Annotated in this window: 8 protein-coding genes and 1 pseudogene; 7 read left to right on the plus strand and 2 right to left on the minus strand. The window is 65.9% G+C overall.

The annotated features are described in order from the left end of the window. Nucleotides 1-6 precede the first annotated feature (6 nt). Nucleotides 7-1,425, plus strand: coding sequence for a Y-family DNA polymerase (locus ACVWY1_RS21365; RefSeq protein ID WP_258597998.1), 1,419 nt, complete (start codon nucleotides 7-9; stop codon nucleotides 1,423-1,425). Next, a complete protein-coding gene (locus ACVWY1_RS21370; RefSeq protein WP_457378722.1) occupies nucleotides 1,422-4,496 on the plus strand; it encodes an error-prone DNA polymerase in 3,075 nt (1,024 codons plus the stop codon). Before ACVWY1_RS21365 ends, ACVWY1_RS21370 begins: the two co-directional genes overlap by 4 nt. Before the next feature lie 89 nt (nucleotides 4,497-4,585). Here the strand turns inward: ACVWY1_RS21370 and ACVWY1_RS21375 are convergent, their stop codons facing one another. Further along, on the minus strand, nucleotides 4,586-5,407 hold the full coding sequence (locus tag ACVWY1_RS21375; protein WP_277503894.1) for an aldo/keto reductase: 822 nt from the start codon (nucleotides 5,405-5,407) through the stop codon (nucleotides 4,586-4,588). Then, the gene (locus ACVWY1_RS21380; RefSeq protein ID WP_277503896.1) at nucleotides 5,395-6,300 is read right to left on the minus strand and encodes a LysR family transcriptional regulator; all 906 of its coding nucleotides are present in this window, start codon (nucleotides 6,298-6,300) and stop codon (nucleotides 5,395-5,397) included. Before ACVWY1_RS21380 ends, ACVWY1_RS21375 begins: the two co-directional genes overlap by 13 nt. 120 nt (nucleotides 6,301-6,420) lie before the next feature. On the opposite strand from ACVWY1_RS21380, the gene ACVWY1_RS21385 reads away from it, so the two are divergent. From ACVWY1_RS21385 to ACVWY1_RS21405, 5 genes and pseudogenes are all read left to right on the plus strand, one after another. Continuing rightward, nucleotides 6,421-7,119 carry a CoA transferase subunit A gene (locus ACVWY1_RS21385; protein WP_023632552.1) on the plus strand — a complete coding sequence of 233 codons (699 nt, stop codon included), beginning with the start codon at nucleotides 6,421-6,423 and terminating at the stop codon, nucleotides 7,117-7,119. A 35-nt stretch (nucleotides 7,120-7,154) separates the two neighbouring features. Next, nucleotides 7,155-7,811 carry a CoA transferase subunit B gene (locus ACVWY1_RS21390; RefSeq protein WP_102685419.1) on the plus strand — a complete coding sequence of 219 codons (657 nt, stop codon included), beginning with the start codon at nucleotides 7,155-7,157 and terminating at the stop codon, nucleotides 7,809-7,811. Between the two features lie 295 nt (nucleotides 7,812-8,106). After that, nucleotides 8,107-9,525: a short-chain fatty acid transporter gene (locus tag ACVWY1_RS21395; protein ID WP_094012630.1), complete on the plus strand. Its 1,419-nt coding sequence runs from the start codon at nucleotides 8,107-8,109 to the stop codon at nucleotides 9,523-9,525. Nucleotides 9,526-9,845: 320 nt separating this feature from the next. Then, a complete protein-coding gene (locus ACVWY1_RS21400; protein WP_457378723.1) occupies nucleotides 9,846-11,489 on the plus strand; it encodes a ShlB/FhaC/HecB family hemolysin secretion/activation protein in 1,644 nt (547 codons plus the stop codon). 146 nt (nucleotides 11,490-11,635) lie between these two features. Further along, nucleotides 11,636-18,022, plus strand: a pseudogene (locus tag ACVWY1_RS21405) (two-partner secretion domain-containing protein); the annotation flags it as partial. Nucleotides 18,023-18,861: the final 839 nt, after the last annotated feature.

The following is an 18,861-nucleotide window of genomic DNA, read 5'->3' on the forward strand; positions in this document are numbered from 1 at the left end:
TGCACCATGCTCTGGGCCTGCATCCTGTTACCCCAGCTGGCGCTGGACACTGTCCTGCGCGAACGTGACGACCCCGAGGCGCCGCTGGTGCTGCTCGGCGGGCCGCCCCAGCGCCGCGTGCTGCGGGCGGTCAACCCGGCGGCCAGTGCGCTGGGCCTGCGCGCCGGGCAGGCCCTGACCGCCGCCCGCGCCCTGGCCGACGGTTTCACCTGCGTCGAGGTCGAGCCGGCGCGTCTCGAGCAGTTGCAGCAGCTGCTCGCGGCCTGGGCCTACCGTTTCAGCGCCCAGGTCAGCCTGCACTATCCCCGTGCGCTGCTGCTGGAGGTAGGCTCGAGTCTGCAGCTGTTCGGCCCGTGGCCGTCGTTCGAGGCGCGCCTGCGCCAGGAACTGGCGGCACTCGGCTTGCGCCAGCGCATCGTCGTGGCCAGCAACCCGGTGGCGGCGAGAATGCTCGCCAACGGTCACGATGGCCTGGCACTGACTTGCCCGCAGGCGACCCGCGCTGCCTTGCTCGACATGCCCGTCGAGCGTGTCGGCCTGCCCAGTGAGGCAGCCGAAGCCTTCATCCGCATGGGCCTGCGCCGCCTCGGGCAGGTACTGGCGCTGCCCCGTGATGCCTTGGCCAGGCGCTTCAGTGCCCAGGTGCAGTTGCACCTGGACCAACTGCTTGGTTTGCGCAGCCTGGGGCTGGGTTTCTACCAGCCGCCCGACCGTTTCGAAGCGCGGCTGGAGCTGAACTTCGACGTCGAATCACACCAGGCCCTGCTTTTCCCCCTGCGTCGTCTCATTCACGACCTGGCGGCATTTCTCGCCGGGCGTGACTGTGGCGTGCAGCGTTTCGAACTGCACCTGGAGCATGCCGAAGGCGCGGACACCGTGCTCAAGGTCGGCCTGTTGGCTGCCGAGCGCGACGCCTCGCTCTTGTTCGAGCTTGCCCGTGGCCGCCTGGAGCCGCTGCGCATCCCGGCGCCGGTGCGCAACCTGCGGCTGCTGGCCGCCGACCTGCCACCGTTCGTGCCCCAGCACCAGGCGCTGTTCGATCCGCGTGCGCAACAGGCTCAGCCCTGGGACCAGCTGCGCGAGCGCCTGCGCGCGCGGCTGGGCGATGACGCGGTCAAGGGCTTGCGCGCCGAGGCCGATCATCGCCCCGAGTGCGCCTGGCAAGGGGTGGAGCAGGGTGGGCAGGGCCATTTGGTGATGGCCCCCGGTCGGCGTCCCGGCTGGTTGCTGCCGGTGCCTCAGGCGCTGTCCGAGACTGGCCTGCAACTGCTCGGGCAGGCCGAGCGCATCGAGTCCGGCTGGTGGGACGGTGGTGATGTGCGGCGCGACTACTACCGCATCGAAACCCGTGATGGCCTGCGCGGCTGGGCCTTCCGCGACCTCGCGGCGCCGGGGCCGTTGTGGCTGCAAGGCTGGTTCGCATGAGCGCCCCCGGCTACGCCGAGCTGCACTGCCTGTCGAACTTCAGTTTCCAGCGTGGTGCCTCCAGTGCCGACGAGCTGTTCCGCCGCGCCCGCGAGCAGGGTTACCAGGCCCTGGCGATCACCGATGAATGCACCCTGGCGGGCATCGTCCGGGCCTGGCAGGCGGCAAAGCAGCATCAGGTGCGGTTGATCGTCGGCAGCGAGGTGCGGGTGCACCAGGGGCCGAAGCTGGTCCTGCTGGCACAGGACCTTGCTGGCTACCAAAGCCTCTGCGCCTTGATCACCCGCGCCCGGCGGCGTTCGCAGAAGGGCAGCTACCAGTTGCTCGTCGAGGACCTCGAGGCCCATCACCAGGGCTTGCTGGCGCTGTGGGTGGCCGAGCCGGACGACAGCGCCGGGGCCTGGCTGCAGCCCCTGTTCGACGGGCGCCTGTGGCTGGCGGTGCATCTGCACCGCGGGGCCGACGACGCTCAGCGCCTGGCCCACCTGCGCGCGCTGGGGGCGCGGCTCGATCTTCCGTTGGTGGCCTGCGGCGATGTGCACATGCACGTGCGCGGACGGCGGGCGCTGCAGGACTGCATGACCGCCATCCGCGAACATTGCGCGGTCGCCGAGGCGGGGCGCTTTCTGTTCGCCAATGGCGAGCGTCACCTGAGGTCGCTCGACCAGTTGCACGAGCTGTACCCCGACGATCTGCTGGCGCAGACCCTGCAGGTTGCCGAGCGCTGCACCTTTGATCTGTCCCAGCTGGACTACCAGTACCCACGGGAACTGGTGCCCGAGGGGCAGACCCCGGCCAGCTGGCTGCGCGAGCTGTGCCGGCGAGGGTTGCCCGAGCGCTGGCCCCAGGGCCCGAGCGACCAGGTCCACGCGGTGCTGGAGCGGGAGCTGGCGCTGATCGAGGAACTGGGCTACGAGAGTTACTTCCTCACCGTCCACGACATCGTCGCCTTCGCCCGCCGCCAGCGCATCCTCTGCCAGGGGCGCGGCTCGGCGGCCAACTCGGTGGTGTGCTTCGTCCTCGGCATCACCGAGCTCGATCCCATGGAACACCGCCTGCTGTTCGAGCGCTTCCTTTCCCGCGAGCGCAACGAGCCGCCGGACATCGACGTGGATTTCGAGCACGAGCGCCGTGAAGAGGTGATCCAGTACGTGTTCCAGCGCTACGGCCGGCACCGTGCCGCGCTCACCGCGGTGGTCAGCAGCTACCATGCCGCCGGCGCGGTGCGCGACGTGGCGCGGGTGCTCGGCCTGCCGGCCGACCAGGTGGACGCCCTGGCCAAGTGCTGCGGGCGCTGGAGCGACCGCATCCCTGATGCCGCTCGCCTGGCCGAGGCCGGGTTCGATGCGCACAGCCCGTCGCTGCGGCGCATCCTGGTGCTGGCGGGGGATCTGATCGGCTTTCCCCGACACCTGTCGCAGCACCCCGGGGGCTTCGTCATCTCCGAGCAGCCGCTGGACCAGCTGGTGCCGGTGGAGAACGCGGCGATGGCCGAGCGCACGGTGATCCAGTGGGACAAGGACGATCTGGACATGGTCGGCCTGCTCAAGGTCGACGTGCTGGCGCTGGGCATGCTCAGCGCGCTGCGCCGCTGCTTCGACCTGATCGCCCGACATCGGGGGCGCGAGTACACGCTGGCGACGCTGCCCAAGGAAGACCCGGCCACCTACGCCATGATCGGCCGCGCCGAGACCATGGGCGTGTTCCAGATCGAGTCGCGGGCGCAGATGGCCATGCTGCCCCGGCTCAAGCCGGAGAAGTTCTACGACCTGGTGATCGAGGTGGCCATCGTGCGCCCCGGGCCGATCCAGGGCGACATGGTTCACCCGTACCTGCGCCGCCGGTTGAAGCAGGAGCCGGTCACCTATCCTTCGGCAGAGCTGCAGGCCGTCTTCGAGCGCACCCTGGGCGTGCCGCTGTTCCAGGAGCAGGTGATGGAACTGGCCATGGTCGCCGCCGACTACAGCCCCGGCGAGGCCGACCAGTTGCGTCGCAGCATGGCCGCCTGGAAGCGCCATGGCGGCTTGGAACCGCACCGCGAGCGGCTGATCGCGGGCATGCTGCGCAATGGCTACGAGCTGGCCTTTGCCGAGCGTATCTTCGAGCAGATCAAGGGCTTTGGCAGTTACGGCTTCCCTGAATCCCACGCCGCCAGCTTTGCACTTTTGTGCTACGCCAGCAGTTGGCTCAAGTGCCATGAGCCGGCGATCTTCACCTGTGCGCTGGTCAACAGTTGGCCGATGGGCTTCTACAGCCCCGACCAGTTGCTGCAGGAGGCGCGCCGCCAGGGCATCGAAGTGCGCCCGGTGGATGTGTTCCATAGCGAGTGGGATTGCACCTTGGAGGCACTGGGCGAGAACGAACTGGCCATCCGCCTGGGCCTGCGCCAGATCCGCGGCTTCAGCGAGGACGATGCCCGGCGCCTGGAGCAGGCGAGGGCGCTACGCCCCTGGCGGGATGTCGAGGACCTGTGCCTGCGCGCCGGGCTCGATGGCCGGGCCCGGGCGCGCCTGGCCGACGCCGGGGCATTGCGCGGGCTGGCCGGCGACCGCCACCAGGCGCGCTGGCAGGTGGCGGCGGTGCAGGCGCAACTGCCGTTGTTCGCCGAGGTTGAATCGACACTTGAACAGGCGGTGGCCTTGCCTGCACCAAGCATTGCCGAAGACCTGGCCGCCGACTACGACACCCTGGGCACCACCCTCGGGCCGCATCCCCTGACCCTGCTGCGGACACGCTTGCGTGCGCTGGGGTGTCGCAGTTCAAGGGAGCTGGCAGGGGTCGAGCATGGCGACAGCATCGCCGTCGCCGGCATCGTGGTCGGTCGCCAGCGACCACAGACCGCCAGTGGCGTGACCTTCGTCACCCTCGAGGACGAGCATGGCATGGTCAACGTGGTGGTCTGGCGCGACCTGGCCGAGCGCCAACGGCGCGAACTGGTAGGTTCGAAGTTGCTCAAGGTGAGCGGGCGGCTGGAGCAGGAGAGCGGGGTGCGGCACCTGATCGCCCGGCGCCTGGAAGACATCAGCCCACTGTTGCAGGGGCTTGATGTGCGCAGCCGGGACTTTCACTAGAAATAGCGTTTGGCTTGAAGGCGGCGCGGTCGGTGTGGGAGCCGGCTTGCCGGCGATAGGGCCGCAGCGCGGCCCCTGGTGCAGGCAGCTCAGACCATCGCCAGTCGCTGCTTGCGTGTCGGAGCCGGGAACGCCTGCTCGATGGCTTGCAGGTCCTCTTCGGCAAGCACCAGGTCGGCCGCCGCCGCATTCAAGCGCACATGCTGCGGATCCACCGCCTTGGGGATCGCGATCACCCCATCATTGCGCGTGACCCAGGCCAGGCTCACTTGTGCCGGCGTGGCGCCATGGCGTTCGGCGATCTGCGCCATCACCGGGTGTCGCAGCAAGCGCCCGGCCTGGGCCAACGGGCAGTAGGCCATGGTCGGCAAGCCCTGCTCGCGGCTCCACGGCAGCAGGTCGAACTCGATACCACGTTCGGCCGGGTTGTACAGCACCTGGTTGGTGGCGCAGGCGCTGTCATCCAGTTCGCGCAAGTCGTCGAGGTCGAAATTGGACATGCCCCAGCGGCGAATCTTGCCCTGCTCGATCAGCCGCTCGAAGGCTTCCACAGTCTCTTCCAGCGGGTACTGACCGCGCCAGTGCAGCAGGTACAGGTCGATGCAGTCGGTGCCCAGGCGCTGGAGGCTGCGCTCGCAGGCGGCCGGTACACCGCGTCGGCTGGCATTGTGCGGATAGACCTTGCTGACCAGGAACACCTGGTCGCGGCGCCCGGCGATGGCCTGGCCGACCACCTGCTCGGCGCCGCCCTCGGCGTACATTTCCGCCGTGTCGATCAGGCTCAGGCCCAGGTCGATGCCTTGTTGCAGGGCCGCCACCTCGGCGGCCCTGCGGCCCGGGTCCTCGCCCATGTACCAGGTGCCCTGGCCGATGGCCGGAACGCGGGAGCCCGCCAGATTCACGTAACGCATGTCACCTCCTGTGGGTGGGTATGGGTCAGCAGTACATCGAGCAGCGCCTCGGCGGCCTTGGACAGCTTGTGATCGCTCAGGGCGATCACACCGATGCGCCGCTCCACGGTGGGTTCGACCAGCGGCACGCAACGGGCGCCGAGCTCCTGCATCTGCTCGATGCACAGGGCCGGCACCGCGCTGACCCCCAGGCCACTGGCGACCATGCGGCCGATGGTCGACAGCTGATGGCTCTCGAAGGCCACCGCCAGCTTGCCATGGTTGGCGGCCAGGTGCTGTTCGAGCAGCAGGCGCACCGCCGATGGCCGCTGCAAGGCGATGAAGTCCTCGGCCAGCAGCTCCTGCCAACGCACCTGGGGCTGCTGGGCAAGGGGCGAGTCGGCCGGCACCACGGCGACGAAGCGGTCCATGTACAGCGGGTGGAAGCGCAGCGCCTCGCTGCTATCAGGCTCGAAGCCGATGCCCAGTTCGACGCGGCGATGGCGCACCAGTTCCAGCACCTGCTCGTTGATCACGTCGTGCACGGTGACATTAACCTTGGGGTAGCGTTGGCGAAACACCTTCAGCGACCGTGGCAGCAGGTTGCCGGCGAAGGCCGGCATGGCCGCCACCGACACCCGACCCAGTTGCAGGGTGAAGCGCTGGCGCAGCATCTCCTCGGTATCGTCCCAGTCGGCGAGCAGGCGCCTGGCCAGGGGCAGCAGTACCTCGCCCTCGGGGGTCAGGCTGACGCTGCGGGTGGTGCGGGTGAGCAGGGCGCCGCCGAGGTTGTCCTCCAGGGCCTTGATGGTCAGGCTCAAGGCCGGTTGCGACACGTGCAGGTGCTCGCCGGCCTGGGCGAAGCTCTGGTACTTGGCCACGGTAACGAAGGCACGCAGCTGCTTGACGTTCATGAGAGGCGGGCCCTTTGTTTTGGAAAAGTTATCAATCGATGACGAAAACAAAATTAACAAATCAGTCGACTACAGTGAAGATGACCGTACGGTTCCAACAACTACAAAAGGCGACTGAGCATGGCCGGACTGGACAAGCGTGTAGCAACTTATGAAGAGGCCCTGGCGGGCCTGACCGACGACATGACCGTGCTGGCCGGCGGCTTTGGCCTGTGCGGCATCCCCGAGAACCTCATCGCCGAAATCAAGCGCCGCGGCGTCAAGGGCCTGACCGTGGTCTCCAACAACTGCGGCGTCGATGGCTTCGGCCTCGGCGTGCTGCTCGAGGACCGGCAGATCCGCAAGATGATCGCCTCCTACGTCGGCGAGAACGCCGAGTTCGAGCGCCAGCTGCTCAGCGGCGAACTGGAAGTGGAGCTCACCCCGCAAGGCACCCTGGCCGAGAAGATGCGCGCCGGCGGCGCCGGCATCCCAGCCTTCTTCACCGCCACCGGCTACGGCACCCCGGTTGCCGAAGGCAAGGAAGTACGCGAGTTCAATGGCCGCAAGTACATCCTCGAAGAGTCCATCACCGGCGACTTCGCCATCGTCAAAGGCTGGAAGGCCGACCACTACGGCAACGTGGTGTACCGCAACACCGCGCAGAACTTCAACCCGCTGGCCGCCACCGCCGGCAAGATCACCGTGGTCGAGGTCGAAGAGATCGTCGAGCCCGGCGTGCTGCTGCCCAGCGAGATTCACACCCCGGGCATCTATGTCGACCGGGTCATCGTCGGCACCTTCGAGAAGCGCATCGAAAAGCGCACCGTCAAGGCCTGAGCGCCGCCCTCAAGAACAACAAAGAGATCCTGACCATGGCATTGACCCGCGAACAAATGGCGCAACGCGTCGCCCGTGAACTCAAGGACGGCTACTACGTCAACCTCGGCATCGGCATCCCCACCCTGGTGGCCAACTATGTGCCCGACGGCATGGAAGTGATGCTGCAGTCGGAGAACGGCCTGCTGGGCATGGGCGAGTTCCCCACCGAAGCCACCATCGACGCCGACATGATCAACGCCGGCAAGCAGACCGTTACCGCCCGCCGTGGCGCGTCGATCTTCGATTCGGCGCAATCCTTCGCCATGATCCGTGGCGGGCATGTCGACCTCACCGTGCTCGGCGCCTTCGAGGTGGACGTGGAAGGCAATATCGCCTCGTGGATGATCCCCGGCAAGCTGGTCAAGGGCATGGGCGGCGCCATGGACCTGGTGGCCGGCGCCGACAACATCATCGTCACCATGACCCATGCCTCCAAGGACGGCGAGTCCAAGCTGCTGCCCAAGTGCAGCCTGCCGCTGACCGGCGCCGGCTGCATCCGCAAGGTGCTGACCGACCTGGCCTACCTGGAGATCGACAACGGCGCCTTCATCCTGCGCGAGACCGCGCCGGGCGTGAGCGTGGAGGAGATCGTCGCGAAGACCGCCGGCAAGCTGATCGTGCCGGACGATGTGCAGGAAATGACCTTCTAAGCAGCACCGTTGCAAGCGCCCCATCGCGGGGCAGGCCCGCTCCCACTAGGGTTTGTACGAAAAGTCGCCGAGCGGCGATCAGGCAAGGCGAAAACAGGCGAGGAACGGCCGGGGTCGCGCCCGACTTGACTGGTTGTCAATGAGCATTCCGAGCCTGTTTTCAACGCAGCATGATCGTCGCGCAGGCACTTTTCGTACAAAGCCTAAGGACCACGTATCCCTCGTGGGAGCGGGCCTGCCCCGCGATGGGGCGACGCCGTTTCAGTCCTATAAAAATCAGAAAAAGGAAAACATCGTGGCCGCTGATATCCAAGACAGCCGCTCCGCCCGCTTTGCCCTGCGCTGCTCCAACTGGGCCGAACGCTGGTTCCCCGATTCCTGGGTGTTCGCCGCCCTGGCCGTGATGCTGGTGGCCCTCGGCGCCCTGGCCATGGGCGGCAAGCCCACCGACACCGCCAAGGCTTTCGGTGACGGCTTCTGGAGCCTTATCCCGTTCACCATGCAGATGGCCTTCGTGGTCATCGGCGGCTATGTGGTGGCCAGCTCGCCACCTGCCGCCCGGCTGATCGACCGCCTGGCGCGGCTACCGAAAAACGGCCGCTCGGCGGTGTGCTGGGTGGCGCTGATCTCGATGCTCGCGTCCTTGCTCAACTGGGGGTTGTCGCTGGTGTTCGGCGGCCTGCTGGTGCGCGCCCTGGCGCGCCGCACCGACCTGAAGATGGACTACCGCGCCGCCGGCGCCGCCGCCTACCTGGGCCTGGGCGCGGTGTGGGCGCTGGGCCTGTCGTCGTCGGCCGCGCAGTTGCAGGCCAACCCGGCCAGCCTGCCGCCGTCGATCCTGTCGATTACCGGGGTGATCCCGTTCACCGAGACCATCTTCCTCTGGCAGTCCGGGGTGATGCTCGCCGCGCTGGTGATCGTCTCGCTGATCGTCGCCTATGCCACCGCGCCTGGCCCGAACAGCGCCCGCAGCGCGCAGGACTGTGGAGTGGACCCGAGCTTCAGCGCACCGCCTTCGCCCCAGCGCACGCGCCCGGGTGAATGGCTGGAATACAGCCCGATCCTGATCCTGCTGCTGGTGGCCCTGGCCGCCGGCTGGCTGTACCAGGAGTTCGCCACCAAGCCGGCGATCACCGCGATTTCCGGGCTGAACACCTACAACCTGCTGTTCATCATGCTCGGTGCCTTGCTGCACTGGCGCCCGCGCAGCTTCCTCGATGCCGTGGCCCGCGCCGTGCCGACCACCACCGGGGTGCTGATCCAGTTCCCGCTGTACGGCTCGATCGCCGCCATTCTCACCCAGGTCAAGGGCGCGGACGCCCAGACCCTGGCTCACCATATCTCGCTGTTCTTCACCCAGATCGCCACCCATGACACCTACGCCTTGCTGATGGGCGTGTACTCGGCGGTGCTCGGCTTCTTCATCCCGTCCGGCGGTGGCAAGTGGATCATCGAGGCGCCGTACGTGATGCTGGTGGCCAACGACCTGCAATACCACCTGGGCTGGGCGGTGCAGATCTACAACGCCGCCGAGGCGCTGCCGAACCTGATCAACCCGTTCTACATGCTGCCGCTGCTGGGGGTGCTGGGGCTCAAGGCGCGTGACCTGATCGGCTTCTCGTTCGTGCAGTTGCTGGTGCATGTGCCGCTGGTGCTGGTGTTGCTGTGGGCGCTGGGCACGACCTTGCAGTATGTACCGCCGGTAATGCCGTAGGGCTTGCACAGTCCTTTCCCGACATGAGGTCGCTCCTGCGGGAGAACGCGCATTTCTGCAGGAGCAATCGGGACGCGAGCGAGGCGGGCCCTGCAAAGTACACAGGATGTTTTTTATAGGCAGACCGCTCTATCTCAGTGCTTCTGAGCGATATGGAGGGAGGCTCCCGCAAAAAATGAAGTGATGGCAAATTGACGTCAATATGATGGCCGCATAGTATGCGCGCCTCTTTGCCTTAATCACCAAGGACAGGTATGGCAGTACGTCGTCTTTCCACGCGCAAGTTGGCCCTTTCCGTCCTTGTTTCAGCATTGTGCAGCATGCCTGCCTGGGCCGTGTCTCCCGGTGACCAGGACCTGATCCGCGAACGCCAGAACCGCCTGCTCGAAGAGCAGCAACGGCGCCTCGAGGACCTGCGCAACCTGCCCGGCGAAAGCGCGCAACCTGCCCAGCAGCAACGGCCCGAAGACACCCGCTGCTTCGATATCCACACCATCGAGCTCAAGGGCGCCGACAGCCTGTCCGCCGCTGACCGCGACAGCCTGCTCAAACCCTTCATCGACCAGTGCCTGGGCGTCACCCAGCTCAATGCCTTGCTCAAGGCCATCACCGACCATTATTTGGGCCGCGGTCTGGTCACCAGCCGCGCCTACCTGCCGCAGCAGGACCTGTCCTCGGGCCACCTGCAGGTGCTGGTGGTGGAAGGGCGCCTGGAAGGGCTGCGCCCGGACCCGGCCAGCGGCCTGAGCGAGCGCGAACTGGCCATGGTGTTCCCCGGCGAAGTCGAGCAGCGCCTGAACCTGCGCGAAGTCGAGCAGATGGTCGACCAGCTCAACCGTCTGCCGTCGAACAAGGCGCAGATGGAGCTGACCCCTGGCAAGGCCGTCGGCGGCAGCGAAGTGCTGGTGCGCAACACCCAGCAGAAACCCTGGCGCGCCTCGCTGTCGCGCAACAACGAAGGCCAGCGCAGCACCGGCGAGCAGATGCTCAACCTCGGCCTGGAATGGGACAGCCCGCTGGGGCTGGCCGACCAGCTGATGCTGCGTGGTGGCCACGATGTGGTCAGTGATCACACCCAGGGCTCGAAGAACGGCGTGCTGTTCTACAACCTGCCGTGGGGCTGGTGGAACTTCACCTACAGCTACAGCGAGAGCGAATACCGCTCCCTGGCCCAGGCCAACGGCTTTGCCTTCAAGCAGACCGGCGACAGCCAGAACCACCAGCTGCGCGCCGAGCGCGTGGTACATCGCGATGCCACCAGCAAGACCTCGCTGAATGCCGGTGTGGCCCACCTGCGCACCAACAACTACATCGAGGACAGCCGCCTGGAGGGCAGCAGTAACCGCCTGAGCGAGGCGCAGTTCGGCATCAACCACGGCCGCCGCCTGGGCAATGCCTTCGTCAACATCGACCTGGGCACTCAGGAAGGCATCGGCGCCTTCGATGCCCAGGACAATGCCCACCCGCGTCCGGGCCAACCGGTGGCGCGCTACCGCAAGTACAGCGCCACGGTCAGCTATGTGCAGGGCTTCGAACTGTTCGGCGAGCGCCTGAGCTTCACCAGCCTGGCCACCGGCCAGCGCAGCGAAGACGTGCTGTTCAGCCCTCAGCGCATCAGCCTTGGCGGGCTGTCGTCGGTACGCGGCCTGAAGGACCAGTCGTTGTCCGGCGACAGCGGTGGCTACTGGCGCAACGACCTGCGCTTGACCCGCCCGGTTAACTGGCCGCTGCTGCAGCCGTTCGTGGCCGAGTATGGCCTGGGCCTGGGCTACGACCTCGGGGTGATCCGCAACGATCGCTACAACGGCGAGTATCATGGCCGTGCCAGCAGCCACTCGCTGGAGCTGTTCGCCCGCGGCCAGCACATGGCCGCCAGCGTGACCTTCGCCCACAGCCTGGAACGCCCCGACGTGCTGACCGAGAAGGAACGCCCGGTGTATTTCCGCCTGGACTTCTTCATCTGATCCACCTGATCCCCTGACTCACGAGACCTGACATGGACGTCCGCCTGTTTGCCTTCCTGGCCCGCCAACGCTCGGCCGCCATTCAGCCCCGTGAGCGCTTCTGCGGGCTGCCCAAGCGCGGCCTGGCGTTCCTGCTGGCCAACGCCATGTTCTGGCAACCGTTGTGGGCACAGGCCGCCGAGGGCGTTGTGGTCAGCGGGCCGGGCACCCGGCTGGACCAGGCGGGCAACGGCGTGCCGATCATCAACATCGCCGCGCCCAACGGCAGCGGCCTGTCACACAACCAGTTCAGCGACTACAACGTCGGCCAGCAGGGGCTGATCCTCAACAACGCCACCGAGCGTACCCAGGCTACCCAGCTGGGCGGGATCATCCTTGGCAACCCGAACCTGCAAGGCCAGGCGGCCAGCACCATCCTCAACGAGGTCAACGGCGCCAACGCCAGCCAGCTGCGCGGCTACACCGAAGTGGCCGGGCATGCGGCCAAGGTCATCGTCGCCAACCCTCACGGCATCACCTGCGATGGTTGTGGTTTCATCAACACGCCCCAGGTGACCCTGAGCACCGGCAAACCGCTGCTCGATGGCCGTGGCGCGCTCAGTGGCTATCAGGTGGAGGGCGGCAGCGTTGCGCTGGAAGGCGCCGGGCTGAATGCCGACAACGTCGAGCGCTTCGACATCATCACCCGCTCGGCGCGCCTGAACGCGCAGTTGCGCGCCCGTGAGCTGAACGTCATCACCGGGCGCAACGATGTCGACGCCCAGACCCTGGCCGCGACACCGCGCGCCGGCAATACCACCGATGCGCCGGCCCTGGCCATCGATTCCAGCGCCCTGGGCGGCATGTACGCCGGGGCCATTCGCCTGGTGGGTACCGAGGCGGGTGTCGGTGTGCGCCTGGCCGGGGACCTGATCGCCAGCGGAGGGGACATCCAGCTCGATGCCAATGGCCAGCTGAACTTGGCGCAGACGCGTGCCACCGGCGCAATGAGCATCAAGGCTGCCAGCCTTGAAGCTCAAGGCCCGCTATACGGCGAGTCGACCCTCAAAGTCGTCACCAGCGGCAACCTGAGCAACCACGACAGCATGGCCGCCCGCTCCGGTGTAACCCTGGAAGTTGGCGGCCTGCTGAGCAACCACGGCGTGATCGAAGCCGGGGTCAACCCGGATACCGGTCGCAACGCCGAGGGCGACCTGACGATCAACGCGCAGAACCTCGACAACCGTGGCAAGACGCTTGTCGCCAGCCGTGACCTGATCCTCACCACTCGCGAGTCCCTGAACAACCAGGGCGGTACCCTCAGTGCCGGGCGTGACGGGCGGATCAACGCCGCTACCCTGGATAACCGCAACCAGGGGCGTGTACTTGGTGCGCGAGCGCAAACGATCCACAGCAACCAGTTGCTGGACAATCGGGGCGGGCTGGTCACGGCGCAGGCGCTGGAGGTCGCGGCGGCCCGGGTGGACAACCGGGGCGGTGAGTTGTCGAGCCGTGGCACTGCCAACCTGCAGGCGGATCACCTGGACAACAGCGAGGCTGGCAAGGTATTGGCGGCTCAGGCGTTGACCCTGCATATCGCCGGCCTGCTGAACAACCAGACCGGCCTGGTCGATGGCAACACGCTGGCGATAACTTCCGCCAGGCTGTTCAACCGGCAAGGCAGCCTGCACAGCGTTGCCGACCTCGCCCTGAATCAGTCGGACTTGCTGGACAACCAGGCGGGCAAGATCGTCGCCGGGCAGCGGGCGACCCTGGCACTGGGCAAGCTGGACAATCAGAACAAAGGGCATCTCGAAGCCAAGGGCGATATGCAACTGGCCACGGGAGAACTGCTCAACCAGCAGGGCGGGAGAGTATTCAGCGAGGCGGGGCTGACGCTTGACCTGGCTCGTGGGCGGTTGAACAACGACGGTGGTCTTGTCGCGGCGACGGGGCCGCTGGTATTCGAACGACTGGCCGATGTCTTCAACCGCCAGGGTGAGATTTCCAGCGGCCAGTCATTCGTGCTGAGTGCGGACAGCCTCGACAACACCCAGGGCAAAGTCCTGGGTGACCAGGCGGTGACACTGCTGATTACCCAGGCGCTGAACAATACCAAGGGTCGTATCGCAGCAGCCGGCATAGAGCTACGCAGTGGCACGCTGAACAATCTGGACGGCACCGTTGCCAGTCGCGCGGGGCAGCAAGTTTACGTGCAGCAGGTGCTGAACAACCAGCAGGGTGAAATTTCGGCTGCGGGTACGCACCACCTGGAGGCGGGTAGCCTGTTCAACCTGAAGGGGCACGTGCTCTCCGACACGCAACTGAGCGTCAAGCTGCGCGGGGCGTTGAACAACCAGGCCGGGGTGCTCGGCGCTGCCGGCCTGCTCGACGTCAAGGCATTGAGCCTGGACAACCGGGCACAGGGCAGCCTGGCATCCGACGGCCGGCTTGAGCTGCGGCTCGATGGCGTCCTGGACAACCGCAACGGCTCTGTCGCGGCTTTGGGCAGCCTGGAGCTGCATGCCACAAAGGCCGACAACCGGGTTGGCGGCCTGATCGGCAGCGACCAGTCGAGCATCTTGCGTGTGGCCGAGGTGGACAACCGTGGTGGCGAGATCTCTGCCCAGAACGGCATCGACAGCGCCGGTCAGGTACTGGATAACAGTGGCGGCAAGCTGCTGGGTGGTACCCGCCTGGCTCTTGCTCTGGAGCATCTGATCAACGGCAGCGCCGGGCTGGTTTCCGCTCGGCAGATCAAGCTTGAAGGTGCACGCCTGGACAACAGCGCGGTGATTTCGGCGGGGGATCGGCTCGACATCCACCTGCAGGATCGCGGCGTGCCGGGGCGTGGCGGCGTGCTGGACAACCAGCAGGGGCATCTGGAAAGCGAAGGTGAGCTGCTGCTCGAGACCGTGCGGCTCGATAACCGCAAAGGGGTCGTTTCCAGTACGCGAGAACTGACGGTGACCACGTCGACGGATGTCGACAATGCCGCAGGCACGCTTGAAAGCGACGCCGGGCTGACACTTGCCAGCTCCAAGCTGAACAACACCCAAGGGGTGATCAACAGTCGTCTCGCAGCGACGGTAACCACTGACCGCTTCGATAACCAGCAAGGCCGCCTGAGCAGCGCAGGGAAGCTGCAATTGGACGCCGGGCAGGTCGACAACAGCGCCAAGGGGCGGATTGCCGGAGGCCAGGTACTGCAGGTCCACGTCACCGGGCTGGACCAGCAGAACGGTGAACTGTACAGCCCCGGCGACCTGAGCCTTGACGTGCAGCATGGCCAACTGAACAACCAGGGGGGGCTGATTCACAGCGGCGGCAAGCTGACTCTCAAGCAGCTCAAGGAGGTTGCCAACCAAGGCGGTGAGATTTCCAGCGACCAGGCTTTCGAGATGGTTGCGCGACAGCTTGATACCAGCGAAGGCAAGGTGCTGAGCAAGCAGGCGCTGACCCTGACGCTCGAACAGGCATTGACCTCGCTCAAGGGGCAGATCCACGCCGCGTCACTGATTGTGAAAGCCGCCAGCCTCGACAATCGGGAGGGTCTGCTCAGCAGCCGTGGCCTGATGACCATCGACCTCGGTGAACAGGGGCAGTTGCGCAACACCGCCGGCACGCTGTTTGCCGATGGCAAGCTGTTGCTGCGCGGCGAGACCCTGGACAACGCCAAGGGGCATGTGGCCTCCCGGCAGGACCTGGAGGTGCATGGCGCACAGATCGACAACCAGGCCGGCGAATTGATTGCCGAACGCGGTTTGATGCTGACCGGCGAGCGCCTGGACAACCGTGACAAAGGCCTGGTCAAGGCAGGGCTTGACGCCCAGATGACCGTCGACGACCTGGACAACCGCGATGGCGAGATCGCCAGCAAAGGTGCACTCACGCTCACCGGCAAGGTCCTGGACAACAGCGACAGTGGCCGGATCCATACCGACGCTGCCCTGGATCTAGGTTTCAATCGGCTGCTGAATCTGAACAAGGGCGAGCTGTCGGCCAAGCAGGCTATCACCTTGATCGGCAGCGGCCCGCTCAGCTCGCTGGACAACAGCGGCGGCAGGCTGTCCGGCGACGGGCCGGTGAAGCTGACCTTGACCGGCGCGGTGCGCAACGTGGACGGACGCATCAGCAGCGAAGACAGTCTCAGCGTGGCGGGCGCAAGCCTGGACAACAGTGGCGGTAGTTTTTCCAGCGCCCTTGACCTGATTCTGGAAAGCCAGGGCAAGATCGAGAACCTGCGCGGAAAACTGGTCGGCGATGGCGACCTGAAGCTCACCAGCGCTGGCCTGGACAACCGTGAAGACGGCGTGGTCACGGCCAAGGGGCAGGTGACACTGACAACGGCTGAGCTGGACAACAGCCAGCGCGGACGGATCATCGCCGGCACCCTTTTGCAACTGAATGCCGCCGAGCTACGCAACAACGGCGCAGGCCAGATTGCCGGCAAGTCCGTGTTGGCCAGTGTCACGGGCCTGGAGCAGAAGGGCGGCAAGCTGTTCGGCGCCGACAGCCTCACCCTGGACTTGAACAATGGCGACCTGAACAACCAGGGCGGCACGATCAACACCCCAGGGCTGCTGCTGATCAAGCAGTTGCGCGACCTGTACAACCGTGACGGCGAAATCTCCAGCAGCGAGCAGTTCAGTCTACTTGCGCGCACCCTCGACAACAGCGGCGGCCGCCTGATCAGTCATCGCCAGTTGAACCTGGATGCCACGCAACTGACCAACGCCAAGGGCCTGGTCTCCGGTTGGCAGGGTGTACGCCTAGACGGCGGCAAGGTCGACAACCGCGACAGCGGGACAGTGTCCAGTCGCGATGGCAGCGTCGTCGTCGATCTTGATGGCGTGTTGCTCAATGGCCAGGGCGGCGCCCTGGCCAGCCGGCAGGAACTGGCGATCCAGGCCACGGCGCTGGACAACCGCGGCGGTGTGCTGGCCAGTGGTGCCGGCCAGCGCCTGATCCTAACCCAAGGTAGCTTCGACAACAGCCAGGGTGGGTTGCTGGACAGTGCCGCCGAGGTTTATCTGAAGGCTGCGGGCCTGAACAACAGCGATGCGCGACTGATAGCCAAGGGGCCCGTGACCTTGGTGCTGGACGGTGACCTGGACAACAGCCGCGGCAAGCTGCTGAGCGCCGCCTCGCTGCACGTGGCCAAAGCCGGGCAGGTGACCAACCAGGGCGGCGAGCTGGGCAGCCAGGCGGGGCTGACCGTGCACGCCCAGAGTATCGACAACAGTCATCGCGGCACCTTGGCCGCCGTGGCTGGCGTGGACATCGACAGCAAAGGGTTGTTGAACAACAGCGATGAGGGCTTGCTGCACAGTGACACCGCAGCACTGAACATCGTTGCTGGCAGCCTGGACAACACCAAGGGCAAGCTGCAAAGCCTGACTGACATCACCGTCGTCACCAGTGCCAGTCTGGTCAACCAGAATGGTCAGCTGATCGCCCGGCAAGGCGATGTCGGCCTCACCGCTGGCGACCTGAACAACGGCAACGGTGTGCTGGCCAGCCTCAAGGGGGCGTTGCAGGCCGAGATCAAGGGCGGCCTGCTGAGCAACCAGGGTGGTGTCATCCAGGCCCGGCAACTGACCCTGACGGCGCTGGCCGGGTTGCACAACCAGGGCGGGCGCATGGCCTCCCAGGCCGGCGCAACGACCATTCGCAGCAATAATTTCATCAACCAGGGCGGCGGCCTTTACGCCAATGGCCTGATCAGCGTGATCGGCGGTCGCCTCGACAACAGCGCCGGTGGACAGATCGCCGGGCAGAGCCTGAACTTCGGCCTGGGCAATGCGCTGTACAACCGTGGCGGGGTCATCGAAAGCGATACCGCCTTGAGTATCGGCGCAGACAGCTTCGACAACCAGGGCGGTCAGTTGCGCGCGCTGGGCAACTCAGGCAAGACCGACCTACGTATTGCCGGCCTGCTCGACAACCGCTCGGGTGTGCTGGAAACCAGTAACCATGACCTGGGCCTGAGCGCCGGCAGCTTCCTCAACACCGGTGGTCGCTTGCTGCATGGTGGCCAGGGCGACTTCGGCGTGAGCCTGGAAAACCTGTCCACGGCCGGTGGCGAAATGGCCACCCTCGGTGGCCTTACCATCAATGCCGCCAACTGGACCACCAACAGCGTGATCCAGGCCGGGCGCCTGACCGTCAACGTGGGCCAACTGACCCTGAACCAGGGAGGGCGGTTGCTGGCTTCGCGCAGCTTCGTCGGCAGCGGCGGCAACTGGGTCAACAATGGCCTGATCGCCAGTGACGGCGATTTCAGCCTGAACCTCGGCGGCAGCTACAGCGGCAGTGGTCGCGCCAGCAGCCTGGGCGATCTCAAGCTCGATGCCAACAGCATCGTCCTGGGGGCGAGCACCAGCATTGCCGGCGGTGGCACCACCACCATCGGCGGCCTGGGTACCCTGTCCAGCCTGACCAACCATGGGCGCCTGACCTCGGCCCAGGCGCTGGATGTACGCGCGTCGCGCCTGGACAACTACGGCACACTCGCCAGTGCCACCACCCTGAAGATCAACAGCGCCGAGGCACTGAACAATGCCAATGCCCTGATCTTCAGCGGCACCGACATGACCTGGTCGGTCGGCAGCCTGAGCAACACCCTCGGCGAGATCTACAGCCTGGGCAACCTCACCGTCGAGGGCCGTTCGCCCGGCACCCGCGCCGCGGTGCTGAAGAACATCTCCGGCAAGATGGAGAGCGCCCGCGACTTCAACATCAGGGCCGAGCAATTCATCAACGAACGTAACAACTTCAAGGTGACCTCGGAGTTGTATTCGTCGGCCATCGGCCAGCGTTGCTACAGCTGTACCAGCCTGCCGTATGGAGTTTCGAATTCGAAGAAGTGGCCCTACCACCTGGTATGGATCCAGCAATACAAGACCACCGTGTCCGGCGACCCAAGCTCGGTTGCGGCCAGCATCAATGCAGGCGGTAACCTGGACGTTCAGGGGACCAGCTTCAGCAACAGCAATTCGACGGTATCGGCCACGGGCAACATCACCGTAAATGTGGCGAACTTCCAGAACACCGGCACTGCGCTGGGTGACTACATCAGTGCCAAATACCTGGAGGTCAAGCCCAAAGGCTTCGGCCAGATCAGCGAACTGATCACCTATAACCAGTACAACGATGCTTCCTACGCCAAGGACTGGTGGTTCATCAACCCGGCAGGGGAGGTGTCTCGGGCGCCGACAGTCGTTTACCGATGCTGTGCCACGCCGAGTGAAACCTTCGTCGCCTATGGCCTGGAGGTATTCGCCCGCGACGACCATATCATCGGCGCCAGGGGCATGGGTGAGTCGATGTTCAGCTCCGGGCAACGCATGGAGCTTCCCGCCTACGTCGCCAATGCGCGGGTATTCGAAGA

It is taken from the genome of Pseudomonas sp. TE6288 (assembly GCF_054062095.1).

Coding starts and splice junctions, on each gene's coding strand:
- ACVWY1_RS21365 (WP_258597998.1), top strand. CDS start 7: ATGCTCTGGGCCTGCATCCTGTTACCCCAGCTGGCGCTGGACACTGTC.
- ACVWY1_RS21370 (WP_457378722.1), top strand. CDS start 1,422: ATGAGCGCCCCCGGCTACGCCGAGCTGCACTGCCTGTCGAACTTCAGT.
- ACVWY1_RS21375 (WP_277503894.1), bottom strand. CDS start 5,407: ATGCGTTACGTGAATCTGGCGGGCTCCCGCGTTCCGGCCATCGGCCAG.
- ACVWY1_RS21380 (WP_277503896.1), bottom strand. CDS start 6,300: ATGAACGTCAAGCAGCTGCGTGCCTTCGTTACCGTGGCCAAGTACCAG.
- ACVWY1_RS21385 (WP_023632552.1), top strand. CDS start 6,421: ATGGCCGGACTGGACAAGCGTGTAGCAACTTATGAAGAGGCCCTGGCG.
- ACVWY1_RS21390 (WP_102685419.1), top strand. CDS start 7,155: ATGGCATTGACCCGCGAACAAATGGCGCAACGCGTCGCCCGTGAACTC.
- ACVWY1_RS21400 (WP_457378723.1), top strand. CDS start 9,846: ATGCCTGCCTGGGCCGTGTCTCCCGGTGACCAGGACCTGATCCGCGAA.